Origin of the sequence: Flavobacterium frigidum, assembly GCF_048286735.1 — a bacterium.
Classification (GTDB): domain Bacteria; phylum Bacteroidota; class Bacteroidia; order Flavobacteriales; family Flavobacteriaceae; genus Flavobacterium.
This window is the reverse complement of sequence record NZ_JBLVPU010000019.1, coordinates 15,223-35,309: the sequence shown is the minus strand read 5'-3', so window position 1 is coordinate 35,309 and position 20,087 is coordinate 15,223. Positions and strand designations below refer to the sequence as shown.

General features: G+C 35.4%; 18 protein-coding genes. 5 read left to right on the top strand and 13 right to left on the bottom strand.

Translation table 11 applies throughout. From position 1 onward, the window contains the following. Window positions 1-8: 8 nt before the first annotated feature. The 10 genes from ACNQGO_RS11820 to ACNQGO_RS11775 all read right to left on the bottom strand — a co-directional run bounded on the left by ACNQGO_RS11820 (window position 9) and on the right by ACNQGO_RS11775 (window position 10,736). The gene (locus ACNQGO_RS11820; protein ID WP_309758757.1) at window positions 9-488 is read right to left on the bottom strand and encodes a gliding motility lipoprotein GldH; all 480 of its coding nucleotides are present in this window, start codon (window positions 486-488) and stop codon (window positions 9-11) included. Then, window positions 472-1,737, bottom strand: coding sequence for a PSP1 domain-containing protein (locus ACNQGO_RS11815; RefSeq protein ID WP_417985359.1), 1,266 nt, complete (start codon window positions 1,735-1,737; stop codon window positions 472-474). Before ACNQGO_RS11815 ends, ACNQGO_RS11820 begins: the two co-directional genes overlap by 17 nt. A 185-nt stretch (window positions 1,738-1,922) precedes the next feature. Next, window positions 1,923-3,290, bottom strand: a complete 1,368-nt coding sequence (gene trhO / locus ACNQGO_RS11810) for an oxygen-dependent tRNA uridine(34) hydroxylase TrhO (protein ID WP_417985358.1) — start codon at window positions 3,288-3,290, stop codon at window positions 1,923-1,925. Window positions 3,291-3,688: 398 nt separating this feature from the next. Further along, window positions 3,689-4,333 carry a hypothetical protein gene (locus ACNQGO_RS11805; RefSeq protein WP_417947824.1) on the bottom strand — a complete coding sequence of 215 codons (645 nt, stop codon included), beginning with the start codon at window positions 4,331-4,333 and terminating at the stop codon, window positions 3,689-3,691. A 228-nt stretch (window positions 4,334-4,561) separates the two neighbouring features. Next, complete coding sequence (locus ACNQGO_RS11800; RefSeq protein ID WP_131907898.1) at window positions 4,562-4,972, bottom strand: BrxA/BrxB family bacilliredoxin; 411 nt, start codon at window positions 4,970-4,972, stop codon at window positions 4,562-4,564. 101 nt (window positions 4,973-5,073) lie between these two features. Then, complete coding sequence (locus tag ACNQGO_RS11795; RefSeq protein WP_417985357.1) at window positions 5,074-6,225, bottom strand: lycopene cyclase family protein; 1,152 nt, start codon at window positions 6,223-6,225, stop codon at window positions 5,074-5,076. Window positions 6,226-6,260: 35 nt separating this feature from the next. After that, window positions 6,261-6,728 carry a thioredoxin family protein gene (locus ACNQGO_RS11790; protein WP_417985356.1) on the bottom strand — a complete coding sequence of 156 codons (468 nt, stop codon included), beginning with the start codon at window positions 6,726-6,728 and terminating at the stop codon, window positions 6,261-6,263. Next, window positions 6,728-9,004: a TonB-dependent receptor gene (locus ACNQGO_RS11785; RefSeq protein ID WP_417985355.1), complete on the bottom strand. Its 2,277-nt coding sequence runs from the start codon at window positions 9,002-9,004 to the stop codon at window positions 6,728-6,730. The genes ACNQGO_RS11790 and ACNQGO_RS11785 overlap by 1 nt, the downstream gene beginning before the upstream one ends. 146 nt (window positions 9,005-9,150) lie before the next feature. Further along, window positions 9,151-10,386: a GTP-binding protein gene (locus ACNQGO_RS11780; RefSeq protein ID WP_417985354.1), complete on the bottom strand. Its 1,236-nt coding sequence runs from the start codon at window positions 10,384-10,386 to the stop codon at window positions 9,151-9,153. Then, complete coding sequence (locus ACNQGO_RS11775) at window positions 10,383-10,736, bottom strand: MerC family mercury resistance protein (protein ID WP_417985353.1); 354 nt, start codon at window positions 10,734-10,736, stop codon at window positions 10,383-10,385. The genes ACNQGO_RS11780 and ACNQGO_RS11775 overlap by 4 nt, the downstream gene beginning before the upstream one ends. Before the next feature lie 89 nt (window positions 10,737-10,825). Here ACNQGO_RS11775 and ACNQGO_RS11770 point away from each other — a divergent pair, with 89 nt between their 5' ends. The 5 genes from ACNQGO_RS11770 to ACNQGO_RS11750 all read left to right on the top strand — a co-directional run bounded on the left by ACNQGO_RS11770 (window position 10,826) and on the right by ACNQGO_RS11750 (window position 14,934). Continuing rightward, complete coding sequence (locus ACNQGO_RS11770) at window positions 10,826-11,209, top strand: Fur family transcriptional regulator (RefSeq protein ID WP_417968397.1); 384 nt, start codon at window positions 10,826-10,828, stop codon at window positions 11,207-11,209. Between the two features lie 77 nt (window positions 11,210-11,286). Continuing rightward, window positions 11,287-13,158, top strand: coding sequence for an Nramp family divalent metal transporter (locus ACNQGO_RS11765; protein WP_417985352.1), 1,872 nt, complete (start codon window positions 11,287-11,289; stop codon window positions 13,156-13,158). Between the two features lie 149 nt (window positions 13,159-13,307). Further along, window positions 13,308-13,961 (top strand): metal-dependent transcriptional regulator, encoded by a 654-nt coding sequence (locus tag ACNQGO_RS11760; protein ID WP_417945289.1) that lies wholly within the window; start codon window positions 13,308-13,310, stop codon window positions 13,959-13,961. A gap of 44 nt (window positions 13,962-14,005) precedes the next feature. Beyond that, window positions 14,006-14,419 carry a hypothetical protein gene (locus tag ACNQGO_RS11755; RefSeq protein ID WP_417985351.1) on the top strand — a complete coding sequence of 138 codons (414 nt, stop codon included), beginning with the start codon at window positions 14,006-14,008 and terminating at the stop codon, window positions 14,417-14,419. Window positions 14,420-14,457: 38 nt separating this feature from the next. After that, window positions 14,458-14,934, top strand: a complete 477-nt coding sequence (locus ACNQGO_RS11750) for a hypothetical protein (protein WP_417985350.1) — start codon at window positions 14,458-14,460, stop codon at window positions 14,932-14,934. A gap of 394 nt (window positions 14,935-15,328) precedes the next feature. Here the strand turns inward: ACNQGO_RS11750 and ACNQGO_RS11745 are convergent, their stop codons facing one another. The 3 genes from ACNQGO_RS11745 to ACNQGO_RS11735 all read right to left on the bottom strand — a co-directional run bounded on the left by ACNQGO_RS11745 (window position 15,329) and on the right by ACNQGO_RS11735 (window position 20,008). Then, window positions 15,329-17,548 (bottom strand): TonB-dependent receptor family protein, encoded by a 2,220-nt coding sequence (locus tag ACNQGO_RS11745; protein ID WP_417985349.1) that lies wholly within the window; start codon window positions 17,546-17,548, stop codon window positions 15,329-15,331. Window positions 17,549-17,669: 121 nt separating this feature from the next. After that, entirely contained in the window at window positions 17,670-19,769 is a 2,100-nt protein-coding gene (feoB, locus tag ACNQGO_RS11740; RefSeq protein WP_417985348.1) for a ferrous iron transport protein B, read from the bottom strand. Further along, entirely contained in the window at window positions 19,769-20,008 is a 240-nt protein-coding gene (locus ACNQGO_RS11735; protein WP_417985347.1) for a FeoA family protein, read from the bottom strand. The genes feoB and ACNQGO_RS11735 overlap by 1 nt, the downstream gene beginning before the upstream one ends. Window positions 20,009-20,087 lie beyond the last annotated feature (79 nt).

Genomic DNA, 20,087 nt, shown 5'->3' with positions numbered 1-20,087 from the left:
ATACTATTTTATTCTTTTTTTTCTATTCTAAAACCTACTTCTGTAATACCGTCTAATGCTTTTACTCCGAGAACCTTACCGTTTTCACGAACCGCTTGCTTGATGTAGACTTTGTATTTCGACCTGAATCGTACATTTTCCTTGTAAAAAAGTTTACTTTCTTTTAAGTCTGAAAAACCATTGCCTAATAATGTGCCGTCTGGCTCTGCCATTTGGTATTCAAGTGTGTCTACTTTTGTAAATCCATTTGGTAATTCCAACGCCACAATTAAAAACAAATTGTTGAATTGATAATCATTATTGTCTCTAACATTTATAAACAAATCATAGCGTTTTGTAGAGTCCAATTCTGGTAAATTGAAGGTAACAATACTGTCTTTGTGCCACGCACTACCTACCGATTTGTATTCATCAAAAACTCTTTTCTTGTCACATGAAGAAAAGATAATCATCACTAAAAGGAGTAAAGCGCTATTTTTTATCCACATTTTTGGTAATAATTATTGGTTTTCTTGGCTCTGCAGGTTTTTTATCACCTTGTTGCTGACGATTATTATTGTTTTTAGTGACAGGTTTACTGCTATTGGCTACAATCACATTTTCCCCACCAGTTTTGCGTTTTTTATGCTGTTTTTTCTTTGGCTTAGGTTGGTCAAATCGCGTTAAACTTTCTTGACCCATGGCATTGTTGAAGTTTTTCTCAGGCTCAACAACAATCTCAATAGCATAATCCTCTAACGAAGAAACTTTGTTCTTAAGTTTATTTTCGGCAACAATTTCTTGTACTTGTTCAATTTTCAACACATGCCAATTGGCAAAATTATTCGTGTATGCAAACCACATCAAGCCTTTAAAGATGTCTTGTTTTTGGCAAATGGCATCTCCTTTTTCAGTAACTAACTTAGTTTCGAAATCTGGGAAATGCTTTAAGGCATCCATGTAGGTGTCTAGTTCATAGTTCAAGCAGCATTTTAATTTGCCGCATTGTCCCGCTAGTTTTTGTGGATTCAAGGACAGTTGTTGGTACCGTGCAGCTGAGGTATTTACACTTCTAAAATCAGTCAGCCAAGTAGAACAACACAGTTCTCTTCCGCAAGAACCAATTCCGCCCAAACGAGCTGCTTCTTGACGGAAACCTACTTGTTTCATCTCGATACGAGTACTGAATTCTTTAGCAAAATCTTTTATTAATGCTCTAAAGTCAATTCGGTCATTTGCGGTGTAGTAAAAAGTAGCTTTTGATCCATCTCCTTGAAATTCGATATCCGAAATTTTCATTTCCAGTTTTTGAGCAATCGCTAGTTCTCTTGCACGAACCTTCATAGGCTCTTCTTTATCGCGAGCAGTAGACCAAATGTCAATGTCTTTTTGAGAAGCTTTTCTATAAATTTTAGGAATTTCATTGCTCAAAGGATTGGCTCCTTTTTTCTTCATTTGGATGCGAACCAATTCTCCTGTAAGTGTTACAATTCCAATGTCATGACCAGGTGAAGCTACCGTGGCAACGATGTCGCCCATACTCAAAGTTAATTTTTCGGTATTACGGTAAAATTCTTTTCGGCCGTTTTTGAAACGTACTTCAACACAATCAAAAGGGGCGTCGCCATTGGGCAAACTCATATTCGAAAGCCAATCAAAAACCGTTAATTTATTGCAGCTATCGGTGCCGCAAGTCCCATTATTTTTACAACCCTTTGGTGCGCCACCATCAGAAGTTGAACAACTTGTACATGCCATAATCTTATATGTAGTGTTGTGACGAGCACAACTTAAGTTCTTAAAACGTTTAATGTGTAAAGATAGTATTTTTTAATTTTATGGAACAACGCCAATTTAGGGCAATAATTCATAAATTTATACTAAAAAACCCATTACAATTTAAATTATAATGGGTTGGTAATTGTTCATGTAGCGTTAGAGGTTTATTCTAAAATGCGGTATAATTTATCGGATAATCGAATTCGGAATGGGAGTAGAAACGTGCACGTATCGCCAGCAACGGCTTTTTGTTGCGCGGTGTCATTGACCATCATTTTCTCGATTTTTAAAATTTGTTCTCCAGTAGTGCTCCCTTTTATCAATACAGTATTGCCAATTGTTAACTCATTTTCTTCAATTAAAAACTGTCCAACATTTGACTTCGGGAAAAAGTGAGCGCCTTTACCAAGGTATTCTTTTTTAATTTTCACCGCTTTTTTTGCAACAGGTTTGCGTTTTGCAAGCTCAGTTAAGTCGGGAATAGCTGCCAAAGGATCTGCATTATTTTTGAAAAGTAACTTATCAGATTTCCCTTTTTTGAAAATCTTATTTCCATTTTTTATTCCTTTTCGTATGGCTTTTTGCTCTTCTTCGGGCAAGTGAATAATGGTAGCACATTCTGTAGAACAGCATCCGAACATTTTTTCTTTGCAAGATTCACACTGAATAAAAAGCAAATGACAACCTTCGTTCACGCAATTCGTATGCACATCACAAGCGGTGCCGCATTGATGGCATTGCGAAACAACATCGTCAGTAATTCGTTCGCCCAAGCGGTGATCAAAAACAAAGTTTTTACCTATAAATTTGCTTTCTAGATTTTCTTCTTTTATTTGCTTGGCGTAATTAATGATACCGCCTTCCAGCTGAAAAACATTCTTAAAACCTTGGTGTTTAAAGTAAGCCGACGCTTTTTCGCAACGAATTCCGCCAGTGCAGTACATGACAAGGTTTTTGTCTTCCTTAAAGTCTTTTAATTGCTCATTAATAATTGGCAACGATTCTCTAAATGTATCTACATCAGGAGTGATGGCGCCTTTAAAATAGCCAATTTCACTCTCATAATGGTTTCTAAAATCAACTACAATTGTGTTGGGATCGTCTAGAAGTTCGTTGAATTCCTTCGCTTTTAGGTGTACGCCTATGTTGGTCACATCAAAAGTTTCATCGTTTAAACCATCAGCCACAATTTTGTCACGCACTTTAATCGTTAGTTTCAAAAACGAGTGATCGTCATGCTCCACGGCAATATTCAAGCGCATCCCTTTCATGAAATCATATTCCTCAAGCGTGTCCTTGAAGGCATAAAAATTATCGGCAGGCAATGATAATTGTGCATTGATCCCTTCTTTGGCTACATAAATTCGGCCTAGAACTACTAAAGGATCCCAAGCGCGGAATAAATCGTTTCGAAATTGAGTTGGATCTTGAATTTGCGCATAAGCATAGAACGACAAAGTGAGTCTTTGTTTTCCGGCATCATCAATCATGACGGCTCTTTCCTCTGCGCTTAATGTGTTGTACAGTTGCATGCTATAAACAGTTTAAGTGAGAAATATATTTTTTGCAAAAGTAGGCAAAAAGGTTCAGAGGCGCAAAGTATTACAGGAACTAAGGTTCGCAATCATTAACAATAGACGCTTAATTTTCCTTAATGTCTTAATGGTTTGTTTTTTTAGGAGCTATTTCCAGCTTTCCGCTATATCTCTTGTTTTCGCTATCGCTACAACAAGAGGATGCCGCTGCAATCTGGGCTAAGGGAGTTGTGGTAAATAGAATGTTAAGTTTTTTAGAGTCGTATTTATTACGCCGAGCCGAATGAGAGGAATTGTGTGGCTAGCGGGATTTAATTAAGAATTGTTTTTAGGTTTATCAGAAAAATCTTAAATAAAAAAGCATCTGTTGTTCGTTCGGCATTGTTTACAATCGGTTATAAACTTTGTTTTAAAATCCATTTCTTAGCTGGTTCAGTCCAAACGCTCAATGGTTTGTATAAAAATCCGTGTCCTAAGTTAGTCTGTATTTCAAGTTGCTCAAATTTTGTTGTAAAGTTTTCTCTGTTTTTCCAATAATTATAATTTTTCCCCGCAATTCCGTCAGACAAATCATAAATACATAAAACTTGTCCGTGAAATTTCCAATCATTGTTTGTTTCTTGATATTCGTTATTTCCTGCAAGTAAAACATAGTTGATTGGATTTGTATTAAAGCTCGAAATATTAGATGCTATAATCGCTCCTTTTGAGGCTCCCACAATAGTTATATCAATTGGTTTAACACCATTTTTGATAAGGCTATCAATTTGTTTTGAAACGTGAATAGCATATTCTTTTGGGTCAACATTTTCATTGCGTATCTCGTATTGAACCACAGATTTCTCAACTTTTATCGCTGAAACGATGCTATCAAACTCATATTTTCCAAAGTCCTCGCTGTAAGCATTTCTACCATGTATTTCAATAATTCTACCGTGTATGTAAAAGATATGTTTTTCTTTACCTTGCTCATTGTATTTTAAACCGCAACTATACACAATAATTGATATTAATAGGATCGTTAATGTTTTTAATTTCATATTGTGAATTTTGTCATAATGTTTCTGCTAACTATTTAATAACAGCAAATATACACATCTTTTTCGCACAAAATATCTTCTAGCCCAGATAGCAGTGGAAATCCTTTTTATAACTTCCAGCCTTCAAAAGGCTGGAAGCTTTAAAAAGATTGAAACGAATAGCTGGAAGTGGCTCCAAATAAAAAACCACGCCGAAACGTGGTTTTAAATTCTATACTTTATCAGGTATTAGCAATACTCGTTGAAAGCGTCTTTCAAGTTTTCAGCAATTAGTTCTGCTGGGCGACCTTCAATGTGGTGACGCTCTAGCATGTGTACTAATTCTCCGTTTTTGAACAAAGCCATACTTGGCGATGATGGAGGAAAAGGGAACATGTGTTGTCTTGCAGCATCAACAGCATCTTTGTCAACTCCTGCAAAAACAGTGATTAAATGGTCTGGTTTTTTAGCACCGTCTAAACTCATTTTTGCTCCTGGGCGTGCGTTTCTAGCAGCACAACCACAAACCGAATTTACAACTACAAGCGTTGTTCCTTCTAGTTTCATTGCGTTTTCTACGGCTTCAGCACTATGTAAATCTTGAAAACCTGCAGTCGTTAATTCGGCTTGCATTGGTTTTACCATTTCTTCTGGATACATATCTTTTTATTTTAAATCAAAATTAATTTTGTTCTGCAAAGTTACAAAGTTTACAATCAAGAATAAGTGTTCAATTATAAAGTTTTGTTATAGTTTGATTGTTATTTTAGGGCTTTGGCCGCCACGTTAAAAATGGCTTTGATAAACAACATTTTCGGACATTTTAAAATAACTTGCATGTCTTCAATAAAAACGGTTTCCTCGTCTAGAAATTTAAAAATAACCATAGGATTTCCTTTTTTGAATATCGAAGAAAAAATGTGGGAACCCAATTCGTTTTTTTGATCTAAAATGTCTAATAATAGCAAATCATAAAACCAGAATTTGGTCTTTTTATGAAATTTAGTGAAGTCGGTTTCTCTTTGTAGAAAGGCAACCAATTCACTTGATTTTTTATCAGAATTTTTGAAAGTGTAACCCGTACTCGCTTTGGTCCAACCGCCAGAAGTACCAATGTTTATCACGTTTTTAGTATTCGATTTCCAAAAAAGATAACACGTCATCGGGATGCTGCCTTGCTCTTTTTCAACGATTTCATAGTTAGTAATGCCCAATTTTTCGATGTATTGCTTAATTTCGTTTTCGTACTCTTCTTTTTTTAAATGCTGATGCGAAAACAAGGTGTATTCCAGCAATGCTTCCGTTTTTGAGGTAGGCAACACGTACATAAAACGGGTATTTCCTTTTTGCTCAACCGAAAAATCCATGAACGTGGCTTGCTCATTATTGAAAACAGCTTGCTCACTTTTGATAAACCAACCTATAAAATGCTGTTGCAAAACAGGATATTTAGTTTGGTTTTCCGCTTTTTGTTTGTGGTAAATACTATTGAATAATTTGGAGCACGAAAAGGTTTCGCTTTCCGTTTGTACCAAAATTATAGTTTCGGATTCTTCGATTTCCAGTACTTTCTCATTGATGAAAGTGATGTTTTCTTGTTTCGAAAGCAAATCGAATACTTGGTTGTAAAAATCAAGTCCTTTCACCATATTGTATTGATATGGTTGCAAGTCTAAATCCCTGCGAAAGTTTTCGTTGGCAAACAAAGCCGAATCCCATTTTTTGGAAATAGATTGTTCCCAAAGTGAATCGTTGGTTTTCCAGAAACACCAAGTTCTGTCGTTGGTTTTTTTAGTATTTTGATCTAATAACAAAATACTTTTATCCGTAAAAGATCCTGATTGCACCATTTTGTAAACCGTCATTAAAGCCGATAATCCTGCGCCGGTAAAAATATAATCGTAGTGTTTCATTTGGGAATTTGACATTTCCCCAAAAATAAACAATTTTATTCTTTTAGTTTGGCTAAAATCAGCTTAAATTCTTTTGGTTTTAAGTAGCCGCTATGCTGAAAAATAATCTCGTTTTCACTATTCAAAACGCACAAAACAGGAAAGTGCAATTGCTTATTTATTGTTCCTAGTGCGATGGCCAATTCATGTGTTCCAGAAGTATTTCCCGTGGGTTTGAATTGAAAAGTGGTTTTATTGAAAACTACTGTTCGCTTTTCTTCGGCATTGAAATCAATAAAATAGAAAGCGTTGTTGAGTTCTTCGATAATTTCTTCGTTTTTGAACGTGGTGTTTTTCATCACATGACAAAACTGGCACCAATCGGTTTGAATGAAAACAATCGTTTTTCTTTTTTCGATACGTTGTAAACTGTCGATTTCTTCGAATAAAATAGACTGCAACTGCGCAAATCCATCAGGAATCACACAGCATAAAAGTAACAGTAAATAAAAATTCTTTTTCATTATTTTAAGGTATACCGAAGTCCGAAAAAGCTTCTGATTCCTTGGTTGGGTCCATACACATACGTCGTATCAAATGTTAATCCATACGGGTTTTCGGGCGTTGCCAGTACTTGACCGTTCGTATCATAAATCACATTTTTATCAAAAGGATCATTGGTTCTTGCAATTAAAAAGGGGTTATTTTGTTTAGGCAAAAAGTTCAACAGGTTTTTAATTCCGGCATAGAACTCAAAGTGTTGCAAACCAGAATACGTGAATTGAATGTTTTGCAAACTGTACCAAGGCGATTCTGGAGCACGAGGATCTAAAGCGCTTAAAAGTGGTAATTGCATCGGGCTGTACACATTTCCGGTGTAGTCAATATACAAATCGATAGTTTGAATTTTGTACGAAACGCTCCAAGTGGCTGTAAATTTTTCGGTTAGAAATGGTGTTTCTTTTTTGCCGTTTTCCACGTTTTTATTGTCTAACAAAGAAGCACCTGTAATAATCTTTAGACCATTTGGAAAATTAAAATCAATATTCGTACTGATTCCTTGACTTATCGCGTAGCCATTAATGTTGTTATAGATAATTTGGTTGGGATTTGTATCGTAATCCGATATAATTTTATTGCTGAATCGGGTATGGAAAAACGAAGTTTCAATGCCAACAAAGGTTCCGTTATCAAAATTTATTTTCTTGATATAATTCAAATTGGCATTTATGGATTGTTCCGGTTTTAGGTTATTGGCTATTATAATTTCACGAGCGCCAGTCAAAGCAGCATGGTCTTCGGTAAATAAATTCACCACTCTAAAACCTGTTCCTGCATTCAACCGAATGATATTATTGTCGTTCAATTTCCATTTGTAAGCAATTCTGGGCGTTATGATGCTTCCGTGAATGGAGTTGTAATCGTAACGCATTCCCAGTAATAGCTTTTGTTTTTCGGTGAATGTAATTTCGTCTTGAATAAAAATTCCCGGTAACCAGGTTTTCTCGGGGTTGTTGGTTCCTAGTTTTGAAGTTGCCGGCGTATTGTCATCGTAGTAATTGTATCGGGTGGCAATTCCGGAAAGTAAGTCATGACTTCCTATTTTTTTATCCCAAGTCAGTTGTAAAAAACCAATTTTTTGATTCGCAATATAACTCGTCGTACCGTATCGGCTGTCTTGAAAATGTACGTTTCCTGAAAAAGACAGCATCAGTTTTTCCTGAAAAGGCAGTTGGTAACTTCCTATTAATTCTGCTCGTTTGGTATAAATGCTTTCGCCGTAGATTTCGTCTCCGCCACGGTATTTTTTCTCCCAACGCACATCGCCGCCAAAACGATCTTCATAAACGCCACGCGCCGCAAGGGTAAACAATCGATTTTCTTTACGGTCGAAAGTCCATTTTTGAAAAAGGGAAATTCGATCCGAAAGAGTAACATCAGTAAAGTTATCGCCGTCGTTATCAATTTTTTGATTGTATCTGAAATAATTTAAACCTAAAAGCGCCGTGGCTTTTTTTCCAACATTGAGTTTTACTCCTAAATCAACATTGGTTTCCAACCAAGAAGTAGTAAACACATCAGCGGAGAATAGGGGAGCATTTATTGGATTTTTGGTAATAATATTGATCAAACCGCCCACGGCTTCGCTGCCGTACAAAGAGGAAGCGGGACCTTTTACGATTTCAATACGTTCTACTAGTGAATTTGGAATTCCGGATAATCCATACACCGTAGATAAACTGCTCACTATGGGCATTCCATCTATTAAAACCAAAGTATACGGACCTTCCAACCCATTAATATGGATGTCACCCGTATTGCAAACGCCACAATTCAGTTGCGGTCGTACACCATTTACGTTTTGCAAGGCTTCATAAATGCTAGCTGTTGGGTTTTTCTTGAAAAATACTGGAGAATAAACTTCTACTGGAACCGCACTTTCTAATCGTTTTACTGCTTTTAATGTTCCCGAAACTACGACTTCATTAAGTTGGTTTTCTGTACTTGAAAGTTCAAAATCCAGAATGTTGTTTTCATTATTTTTGACCGTTATGCTCTTCTTTAAACTTTGAAAACCTACTGCTATAATTTGTATTTTATAATTTCCATCATCAATATTATCGATACTATACTTTCCTAAACTATCTGTTTGGGTGGCGTATTTTGTTCCAATTAAAAAAACACGAGCTTCTGCAACCCGTTTTTTATCAGATGAAATTATTCCGGATAGGCTTGTTTTTTCTTGGCTGTAGCCAAAATGAACTAGTAAGATTATAAACAACACGAATGTTTTTTTCACTGTACTTAATTTAAATTTAGACAAAGCTAAAAATTATATTTGATATAATAAAAAGATTTACTGATATATAAATAAAAAAAGCGGTTCATCATGACAATGAACCGCATTAGTACCCAATAATTAACCAAAACGATCGGGATTTATAACTAGTTTACTAGTATTTTTTCATTATTATTTTGATATGTGCTAGGGATAGGAAAATCATCTTTGCATAGGAAACATCCGTCTTGCAGATCTATAATTTCATTAGCATTGCAAAGGCACTTTTCTAGTTGTTTCCGAATTTCAATTTCATTTATGTCAATGCCTATAAATACGATTTCGTTTAGACGGTCGCCAAAATTAGCAGTCCATCGTTCTTCAATAATGTCTTGGTATTCCACGAAATTGCTAAAAGTCATGCGCTCGCCTAGTGGCATGCTCGCCCACCATACACCAGCACCTTCTGCTTTCATAGATCCGCCCGCTTGACTCCAGTTGATGGCTTGTTCGGGTCTGGACGCAATCCAGCAAAGTCCTTTACTTCTTAAAACGTTCTGCGGAAAATCGACGGTTAGGTAGTGCCAAAAACGTTGAGGATGAATAGGGCGTTCATCTCTGAAAACAAAAGATGAAATTCCATATTCTTCGGTTTCAGGCGTATGAATTCCTTCTAGTTCTTGTATCCAACCAGCTGATGATTCTGCTTCTTCATAATTGAATAATCCAGTGTTTAGAATTGCGCTTGTTGGTACTTTTCCTCGAACCGAAGTGATTATTGCTGCTACAGGATTCAATTTTTGGATTGAAGCTTTCAAGATTTCCAATTCTTTTTGAGTCACCAAGTCGGTTTTGTTTAATATAATAACATTGGCAAACTCTACTTGATCCACCAGCAGGTTTACAATTGTTCGAGTATCGTTGTCAATATCCGATGCTTTCCTCTCCTGTAAAGTTTGGGCTGAGCCAAAATCTTTAAAAAAGTTAAAGGCATCGACTACGGTGACCATCGTATCGATAAAACTAAACTGAGAAAGATTAATATTTTCCTCTTCATTAACAAATGAAAATGTTTGCGCTACGGGAATAGGCTCACTAATTCCTGAGCTTTCAATTAATAGGTAGTCAAAGCGATTTTCTTTAGCTAGTTTTTCAACCTCAATCATTAAATCTTCTCGAAGTGTGCAGCAAATACATCCGTTACTCATTTCGACTAATCGCTCCTCTGTACGTGACAATGTGTTTTCGGCTTTTATCAAATTGGCATCAATGTTAACCTCGCTCATATCATTTACAATTACGGCTACCTTTAAACCTTCTTTATTGTGCAAGATATGATTCAACAATGTTGTTTTTCCTGCTCCAAGAAAGCCTGATAATACGGTTACGGGTAGTTTTCTCATTTGTGCGTGTTTTTATGATTGCTGTAGTTTATCAAATGTCCTAGGATCATTCCTGCGCCGCCAACTACTACTATATTAGTATGAATGTCTAGAAAAATTTCAATAAGTACGCTCAACAAGATTAATGTACTAGAAATTATTAGTAACAACATTACCAATAGTTTAGCGTTTTTAATGCTATTTATTACAGCCCATAGACCGACGCATGCAAATAATAAATCGATATAAGGATTGTGGGTTAAACCTATAGGTAAAACAGTTAGTAAAGGCAAAAGCAAACAATGAATAAGACACAAACTTGCAGATGATATCCCTAAAATATCCATATTAAATAAGGTTGTTTTCTTCATTTCTTGTATATTTGCTTAATGCAATTCTGTTGCAAATATATAATTAATTTTGTTAATGCAATATAGTTGCGTTTAATTTTTTTTGAAATATGAAAACATCACGCAATACGGTAGCTAAAACGGCTATTCTAGACGTACTTAAAAATGCAGAAGTGGCGCTTTCTCATAGCGAAATTCAAACACTGAGCGATAATATTTGTGACCGAGTGACCATTTACAGGATTTTAGATCGTTTGGTTACGGATGATCTCGTACACAAAATTGTAAACTTAGACGGAACTATAAAATATGCAACGTGTCATCATATGAAGGATCATGCAGTTCACACGCACAATCATATCCATTTTAGTTGCCTGAAATGCAATTTGTTAACCTGCTTAGATAATGTGGAGCCTACCTTTATTTTACCAACAAATTATCAGATTAAGGAAGTAAATTTTACCATTAGTGGCTTTTGTCCTTCATGTTCCTAAATCAAGTATTTAGACAAGACTAAAAAATATATTTTGCAAACACTATTTATAGTATATTTGAACAAACCTTTTTTGTCATGACTAAATCTTTAGAAGAAGTAAATCAATCCGTTTCCACATTAAATAAGAAATCAGTATTCCGAAAAATCCTTGCTTTTTTTGGCCCGGCTTATTTAATTAGCGTTGGTTATATGGATCCAGGAAACTGGGCGACAGACATTGCAGGCGGAAGCCAGTTTGGTTATGCCTTGCTTTGGGTTTTATTGATGAGTAACATTATGGCTTTGTTGTTGCAAAGCTTGAGTGCCCGACTTGGAATTGTTACCCAACGTGACTTGGCGCAAGCCTCTAGAGAAACCTATTCGCCATTTATCAATTATATATTGTATTTTCTTGCCGAAATTGCCATCGCAGCCTGTGATCTTGCCGAGGTTTTAGGTATGGCAATCGGTATCAATTTATTGTTTGACATTCCGCTGATTGAAGGGGTGTTAATTACAGTTTTAGATACTTTTTTGTTATTGTTCTTAATCAATAAAGGCATCCGAAAAATGGAAGCTTTTATCATTGTATTGGTTGCTATCATTGGATTTTCCTTTATATTCGAAATGATATTTGCCCAGCCAGAACTGGATAAAGTTTTGTTTGGATTAATTCCTTCGATGCCTAATGAAGCCGCTTTATACATTGCTATTGGAATTATTGGAGCTACGGTTATGCCACACAATTTATACTTGCATTCCTCTTTGGTGCAAACCAGAAAATTCGAAAGAACTACGGCGGGAATTAAGCAGGCTTTGAAATACAATTTCATCGATTCTACCATTGCATTAAACTTGGCTTTTTTAGTGAACGCAGCGATTTTAATTTTGGCTGCAGCCACATTTTATAGAAACGGAATGTTTGAAGTGGCCGAGATTCAGGATGCACATCGTTTTCTAGAGCCGCTTTTAGGAAGCAAATTTGCGCCTATATTATTTGCGGTAGCCTTGATTGCTGCAGGACAAAGTTCTACAATTACGGGAACTCTTGCCGGACAAATTGTAATGGAAGGCTATCTTAATTTACGCATTCAGCCATGGGTTAGACGAATCATCACACGATTAATCGCCATTGTACCAGCGGTTATTGTAATTACTATTTATGGGGAAAGTGTTACAGGAAAATTATTGATTTTGAGTCAGGTTATCCTGAGTTTACAACTGGGTTTTGCTATTATACCGTTGATTCATTTTGTAAGTGATAAATCAAAAATGAAAGGATTTCATATTGGAAAAGCGACGCAAATCGCTTCTTGGATTATTGCAACAATTATTGTTTCATTAAACGCTAAATTGGTTTTTGACGAAATAACAGGCTGGCTAGAAACCTCCGAAAATCCACTTTTGTTATGGTTAACGGTGGTTCCTTTGGCTTTTGGTTTTTTGATTTTGTTGCTGTACATCGTTTTCAAACCTTTTATTGCCAAAGCTAAAATTGACATACAAAATCATTCGCCACACAATTTAAAACTAAAATTTTCCAAGGCTGAAAGTTATACTAAAAAGAACATTGCAGTTACGGTTGATTTTACTAGTGCTGACGAAGTAGCCTTAAACAATGCTTTTGAATTGGGCGGAATAGAAGCAAAATACACCTTGATTCACGTGGTAGAAACCGTAGGAGCTATGATTTACGGGGAAAATATCGATGACCATGAAACGCTGATTGACGAAAAATTATTAGAGGAATATAAAGAAATATTGACCGAAAAAGGCTTTCAAGTGGAAACGAAGTTAGGTTTTGGAAAACCAAATCGAGTAATTCCAGAACTTATTAATGCTGGAAAGTTTGATATTTTAGTAATGGGAACGCACGGTCACACTGGATTCAAGGATTTGATTTTTGGAACTACGGTAAACAAACTGCGCCACAAAATTTCTATTCCGTTACTGATTGTTAAAAATTAAATTCCTGTGCTGAATCTGTTTCAGTATCAGGAGATATTTCCTGCTATTCGCTATATCTTTTCCTGCTTAAAAAAGCAGGAAAAGGATACCGCTTCTATCAGGGCTAGGACATTTGGAATCAAAAACACTATTCATCAATCTCAAATCAAATGACATTTTCAGAAGAGAACTATCTTAAAACCATATACCATCTTACTATTATTTCAGATTCAGAAATAAGTACGAATGCGATTGCCGAAAAAATGGAAACCAAAGCTTCGTCAGTGACTGATATGCTCAAGAAATTAGCCGAAAAAGACTTAGTGAATTATAAAAAATACCAAGGCGTTTCCTTGACAGATCACGGTAAAATAGCGGCCAAAATGATTGTTAGAAAACACCGTCTTTGGGAAGTTTTTTTAGTTGATAAGCTAGATTTTTCTTGGGATGAGGTTCATGATATTGCGGAACAATTGGAACACATTAAATCAGAAAAACTCATCAACAAATTGGATGATTTTCTGGGAAATCCTACCGAAGATCCGCATGGAGATCCTATTCCAGATGCAAATGGTCAAATTGTTAAAATCGAAAAGCAATTGCTCTCTGAATTGCACGAAAACCAAGCAGGAATTTGTGTTGGCGTTAAAGACACATCATCCGAATTTTTAAAATACTTAGACAAACAAGGCATCGCCTTGGGTTCTAAAATTGAAATCATAGGAAAGGAAAGTTTTGATTTGTCATTGAAAATTCAAGTTGATATGCGGGATTTGTCCATTTCGAATAAAATTGCCAGTAATCTTTTTGTGAAGGTAACATAGTATATTTGGCCTATCTTTGAGTGAATCATTTAAAATAGTTGGTTATGAAAAATATAGTATTGTTATCATTTTTATTGTTTTGTACATTTAGTTTTTCACAAATAGCCGCAGAGAAAGTTTCTATTGCAAAAATTACTCAAAAAAAGTGTTTCAAGAAAAAGGGATTTACTTTAGTTTTAAAAGAAGTTGTATCGGATTCTCGATGTCCTGAGGGACTAAACTGCATCTGGGCAGGAGAAGTTACAGTATTACTTTCGGTATATAAAGATTCAAAATTAGTGGAGGATAATACCATGGTTTTTTCGATGAAAAATCAAGAAGAAAACAAGCAATGGTTTTGTAAATATTTACCTGACAACCAAAAAAATTTAAAAAGTGTTCAGGTCTTGCCTTATCCAAGTAAGGATACGCCAATCAATAAGAAAAAATACTTTGTAAAAATTTCGTATTTGAAATAGTAACAGTCAATTGTAAAATAATCAGGTAATAAACCGTAATGAGCAAAAAACTTCTTCTTTTTTCAATTATTTTCACATTTGTGAATTCTTATTTCGTGTACTTGAGCCAAAAGGTTGTTCATGGAGGAGAAGTGATATTTGTATTTTTACTCGTAATTTGGATCCTTGGAATAGTGCTTCTTTATATTTTATATCTTTTTGATAAAAAAATAATAGTAGGAAAATTAAATAAAGTCATATTCTTTTTCTGTACCCCTATTCCGGTTCTATTTTTTTTCTTTGCCTCCTACATTTGTGCAACGCAAAAGATTGAAAATATTTATGTCCAAAACGGGCATATTATTAAAGAGACAAAATTTATATTCCAAAAGAGGATTGAGTATAGAAGCGATAATGATAGTAAAACGGGAGAACTTTTAATAGATAGTGTAACATATTACGACAAAGAGACTGAAAGGTTGAAAACTGATACCTATGAGGGATGGGAAAGATTCCTACTTAGTGAAGGAAAGTAGGTTAATTAATTCGTTGAAGAGCGTCTCTGCATGATTCAGTAAGTAGCTTTATTTAAATTCATTTTCTACTTGTAATGTTTTTCTAATCAATTCAAACGTTAAGCTTAGTAATCCCAAGCCTTACAAATCTCCAAACCGCATCAACTACAACCACAATCTCCATTTCCGCAATTGCCATCAGACTTTTTCTTTTTAAAAAAGAATTTTTTAATGAGAAAACCCAATGCTATGGCAAGGGCACTAAAAGCTAATATTTCTTGAAAATCCATACCGTAAAAATAACAAAAAGCAACCGATTAAGGTTGCTTTTTTGAGTTAAAGGAAATACAATTTTTTAGGTACTCTAGTAAATTGCTTTTATCTTATTTTGTTATAAAATGAGTTCATTACATCGTTAGAATTTTGCTCCAACAGATATAAAGAATGTTCTTCCTTCGCCTGGTAAAATACCTGGACCTGGGTACCCTCCAGCTCTTCTAGTAGCGTAGGTCTCATCAGTTAGGTTATTAATTCCAGATCTAAGATTGTAATTTTTTAGGAATTTATATTCAGCTGATAAATCCATTACAGTATACCCTTCTAACAAACCTATTACTCCGGTAGCTGATGGTGTAGTTGTATTATTGGCATCGGTATAAATTTTTCCTGATGTTTTGTATTGTAAGGTCGTAGAAAATTGGTTTTTGCTCCAGCTGATACCAAAATTATGAATGTATCTCGGTGCGTTTTCAACTCGTTTTCCAGCCAAGTTTGCTACCGTTCCTGATGTTGGATTAACTTCGAAATCGGTATATCTTGAATCAATGAAACTTACCGTCGCAAAAACATCTATAGTACCATACAAAGCATCAACATCAAATAAACGGGTTACATTTAGATTAACAAAACCTTCAATACCTTTATTAACGGTTTCGCCTAAGTTGGTTCTGTAAATAAAAGTACCCTGACTTAAACCGCCAATCCTGTTGTTGTAACTAAGATAAAATAAGCTAAAATCAAAGTTCAAGTAGTTTTTAAATGTTCCTCTATATCCTAAATCAGCGTTATATCCGCTAGCATCTTTTAAGTTTGGATCAATTACGTCATTAACTGCTGGTGGTGTTATATCAGAGAACAATACAGGCCTGTAGGCTTGCGTGATATTGGCGTATACATTTGTGCTTCCCATTTTATATTCCATTCCAATTCCAAATAACGGTTGGTTTCGCGTAATGGTTTTGTTTTCAAAAGGTATATCAGAGTTAGTGATAGAGTTAACTCCAAATCTTCCGCTTCCGTTTGAGGAAATATATTCATATCGAACTCCTGGCGTTACACTAAATTTTGGAGTTACTTTAAATTGATTTTCAACGAATAATGCGATGTTCTCAGTAGTGAAAGTAAGGTCTCTCTGGTATTTACCTTCGATTGATAAATCGAAATCTGATCTTGTTGTGCCTTTTCCTTGTTGTTGTCTTTGTGTTTCAGCAGTATAGTAACGAGCTCCAAAAGCTACGTTGTTTTGAGTTTTACCAATGTTATATTGATAAATATTTCTGTTTTCAATACCATAATTTTTGTAAAAATCTCGGTCTACTCTTCTGTTTGCGTAGTCATCAGTTGTTGGATTAATAGCGTCTGGAGTATTTGGAGTGGCTACAAAACCAACACTATTTCTTTCCCCTAACAATCCAAAAACTTTGGTGTTTGAGCGTAAACGGTCATTGATTTTTGTGTCAAAGTTTAATGCTACTAGGTTCCATGGCGTACCCAACCAGTTTCTCTCGCGAAAAGATTGTCTTGCATTAGCTTTAAACTGATCGTCAGTCAAACCGCCGGACTGTTGCATGGCGTAATCCATATTGGTATATTCAGCAGATAACTTAGTGTTTTCTGTGAAAGCATATTCTAAGAATACGTGCGAGTTTCTTACTTTGTACCTGCCGTTATCTCTCCATCCGTCAGCGCTTCTAGAGTGATTGTAGGCATAGTATGAAAATTTATTGATTTTTCCCCCAATGGCATTGTAGCTGCTCATTAAGTTGTAGCTTCCTACTGTATTTTGCGTTTCAAATGTGAATGCTTTTTTGTCTTCACGTTTTAGTACATAATTTACCATTCCTCCAAATTGTGGTCCAAATTGTAAAGAGGCACCACCACGAACCAATTCAATTGTTTCAACTGCTTCTAATGGTGGATTGTAATAGGCTTCAGGATAACCAAAAACGTCAGATGAAATATCATACCCGTTTTGTCTGGTGTTTAGTTCCCAGCTTCTGTTAGGACTTAATCCGCGAACTCCAATATTAATTTGAATTCCAGATCCGTCATTTTCCCAAACGGTAACACCTGGAACTCTAGAAAATACCTCACGAGCATTATTCGTAGTTAAATTGGCAGTGATGCTGGATAATTTTAAAACTTCATTTTTTTTACCCGAAAAAAGAACAGTTCCTTTTATTTCAGGTTGTCTTTCTGGACTTTGTTGCATTGGTGTTACAACAACATTTTTAAGAGTGACCGCTGCCTCATTTTGACTTTTAATACTGTCTTTTTGATCTTGCGTTAGTTCTTTTTCTTGTGCAAAAATAATGGATGTAAGCAGTAAAGTTGCGGCAAGTAAATTATTTTTCATTTTTATTTAGATTGATTCTACGGCGCAAAAGTAATACACTAATGTTATTTAGACAAATTAAAAATAAAAAATTTTTAAGAATTAACGTTTGTTTATTTTAGTTACAAGGTGTTGAGGTGCGCTATTTTAGCATTTGATAGGTGATTAATGCGACTACATAGGCAAAGCCGGACATGAAGATCAATTGTCCTACAGGCCACTTCCAGGAATTGGTTTCTTTTTTTGTTACTGCTAAAGTACTGGCGCATTGCATGGCAAAAGCATAAAACAACAACAACGAAATTCCAGAGGCAAAATTGAATATTTTCTCTCCAGTTAAGGGATTAATTTCTGCAGCCATTTTATTCTTAATAGTTATTTCGTTATCGCTGCCGCCTACGCTGTAAATGGTAGCTAAGGTTCCAACAAAAACTTCTCTCGCAGCAAACGAACTAATAATGGCAATTCCTATTTTCCAGTCGTAACCCAACGGAGAAATAGCAGGTTCAATGGCTTTTCCCATGATTCCAATATAGGAGTTTTCTAGTTTTTGCGAAGCGACTGCATTTTCAAATTCGGCTTGTGGCAACGGATTGTTTATTGTTTTTTCAGTGATAATTTTTTCTGCGTCATTGAATTTTTCTCCGGGTCCGTAAGAAGCTAAAAACCATAGAACTATCGATATAGCGAGAATAATTTTACCCGCACCAAAAATAAAAGCTTTGGTTTTTTCGATAACATTGATGCCAACGTTCTTGAAAAGCGGCAATTTATAATTGGGCATTTCGACAACAAAATATGTTTTCCCTTTTATTTTTAGAATTTTATTCAAAATATAAGCGGAGAAAATTGCCATTCCAAAACCCAGTAAGTAGAGCAACATTAAGGTCATGCCTTGCATGTTCAAGAAACCAAACAAGCGTTCGTCAGGAATAACAAGTGCAATAATAATTGCGTAAACGGGTAGTCGAGCGGAACAAGTCGTGAAAGGAGTTACTAAAATTGTTATCAGTCGTTCTTTCCAGTTTTCGATGTTTCTTGTGGCCATTATAGCAGGAATTGCACAGGCAGTTCCAGAAATAAGCGGCACCACACTTTTGCCCGATAAACCAAATTTTCGCATGATTTTATCCATCAAGAAAACCACTCGGCTCATATAGCCACTTTCTTCTAGAATGGAAATAAACATAAATAAGAAAGCGATTTGCGGAATAAAAATCAAAATTCCACCAATTCCAGGAATGATTCCTTGCGAAATCAAGTTGGTCAGTACGCCAGCAGGCAGGTTTTCGGCAGCCAATGTGCTTAATGAGGCAAAAGACGCATCGATAAAGTCCATCGGAATTTTAGACCATTCAAATATAGATTGGAAAATGACGAATAATATCAAAAAGAAAATGACGTAACCCCACACCTTATGAGTTAGAACGCGATCCAGTTTGCTGCGGTAATCTTTGGCGATTGTGGAATCTATATTTAATCCTATTTTGAGCACATCATTGATAAACTGGTAGCGCTTGATGGTCTCTTTTTGTTGCAATCGTTTTAAATCGGAATGCGATTTTGTAAACGAGTTGCGAATTTCATTTCGATCTAAATTTAGGAAGTTAACATCTTGCGTGATGACCAACCATAATTTATACAACAACTGGTTGGGAAACGCTTTGCGCAATCCGTTAAAATAATCTGGATCAATCACAGATGCATTCAAACAAGGTTCGCTTGAAATGGTTTTGTAACTGACAATCAGTTTTTTTAATTCATCGATTCCAAAACCTTTCCTAGAACTTATTAGTGCAATTTTTGTTTTTAAATGCTCTTCAAGGTATGGAATGTCTAATGTGATTCCTTTAAATTTCATTCTGTCAGCCATATTGATGACTAAAATAGTAGGAATTTCAAGGTCTTTTATTTGCGTAAAAAGAAGCAAGTTTCGTTTTAAGTTTTCTACATCTGTAACAACAAGTGCAACGTCTGGGTATAACTTGTCATTTTTGTTAAGTAACAATTCAATAACTACATTTTCATCAATCGAGCTGGCATTTAAGCTGTATGTTCCGGGTAAGTCCAGAATATTAGCTTTGGCATTATTGGGTAATTTACAAAAGCCAATCTTTTTTTCAACCGTAATCCCGGGATAATTCCCCACTTGCTGATTCAATCCTGTCAATTGATTAAAAACTGAGGTTTTGCCCGTATTAGGATTCCCAATTAAAGCAACATTGATGTTTTGATTGGTCATTATAGATTTGTTTTTAAAATTTCAACTTCGATCTCACGAGCAGTTTCTACGCGTATTGCAACGTGTGAGCCATTAATGTTAAGGTATAAAGGATCGCCAAAGGGAGCAACTTGAAGGAGTTCGACTCTATTTCCAGGCAAACAACCCATTTCTAGTAATTTCAACGGAACAATATCAATATCAAAGTCTTTGATAATGGCCTTTTCACCTTTTTTTAGAGAATGTATTGTTGTTCGCAAGTCTTATTTAGATTGAATTAAGATTGCAAAAATACATATTAATCCCCTAAAAAAAATGATAATTGAGAATTTTTGATTC

What these genes read in the sequence shown, in the direction of transcription:
- ACNQGO_RS11745 (WP_417985349.1), bottom strand. Translation starts at nt 17,548, where the DNA reads ATGAAAAATAATTTACTTGCCGCAACTTTACTGCTTACATCCATTATT.
- ACNQGO_RS11770 (WP_417968397.1), top strand. Translation starts at nt 10,826, where the DNA reads ATGAAAACATCACGCAATACGGTAGCTAAAACGGCTATTCTAGACGTA.
- ACNQGO_RS11765 (WP_417985352.1), top strand. Translation starts at nt 11,287, where the DNA reads ATGACTAAATCTTTAGAAGAAGTAAATCAATCCGTTTCCACATTAAAT.
- ACNQGO_RS11760 (WP_417945289.1), top strand. Translation starts at nt 13,308, where the DNA reads ATGACATTTTCAGAAGAGAACTATCTTAAAACCATATACCATCTTACT.
- ACNQGO_RS11795 (WP_417985357.1), bottom strand. Translation starts at nt 6,225, where the DNA reads ATGAAACACTACGATTATATTTTTACCGGCGCAGGATTATCGGCTTTA.
- ACNQGO_RS11780 (WP_417985354.1), bottom strand. Translation starts at nt 10,386, where the DNA reads ATGAGAAAACTACCCGTAACCGTATTATCAGGCTTTCTTGGAGCAGGA.
- ACNQGO_RS11815 (WP_417985359.1), bottom strand. Translation starts at nt 1,737, where the DNA reads ATGGCATGTACAAGTTGTTCAACTTCTGATGGTGGCGCACCAAAGGGT.
- ACNQGO_RS11800 (WP_131907898.1), bottom strand. Translation starts at nt 4,972, where the DNA reads ATGTATCCAGAAGAAATGGTAAAACCAATGCAAGCCGAATTAACGACT.
- ACNQGO_RS11790 (WP_417985356.1), bottom strand. Translation starts at nt 6,728, where the DNA reads ATGAAAAAGAATTTTTATTTACTGTTACTTTTATGCTGTGTGATTCCT.
- ACNQGO_RS11820 (WP_309758757.1), bottom strand. Translation starts at nt 488, where the DNA reads ATGTGGATAAAAAATAGCGCTTTACTCCTTTTAGTGATGATTATCTTT.
- ACNQGO_RS11805 (WP_417947824.1), bottom strand. Translation starts at nt 4,333, where the DNA reads ATGAAATTAAAAACATTAACGATCCTATTAATATCAATTATTGTGTAT.
- ACNQGO_RS11750 (WP_417985350.1), top strand. Translation starts at nt 14,458, where the DNA reads ATGAGCAAAAAACTTCTTCTTTTTTCAATTATTTTCACATTTGTGAAT.
- ACNQGO_RS11755 (WP_417985351.1), top strand. Translation starts at nt 14,006, where the DNA reads ATGAAAAATATAGTATTGTTATCATTTTTATTGTTTTGTACATTTAGT.
- trhO (WP_417985358.1), bottom strand. Translation starts at nt 3,290, where the DNA reads ATGCAACTGTACAACACATTAAGCGCAGAGGAAAGAGCCGTCATGATT.
- ACNQGO_RS11775 (WP_417985353.1), bottom strand. Translation starts at nt 10,736, where the DNA reads ATGAAGAAAACAACCTTATTTAATATGGATATTTTAGGGATATCATCT.
- feoB (WP_417985348.1), bottom strand. Translation starts at nt 19,769, where the DNA reads ATGACCAATCAAAACATCAATGTTGCTTTAATTGGGAATCCTAATACG.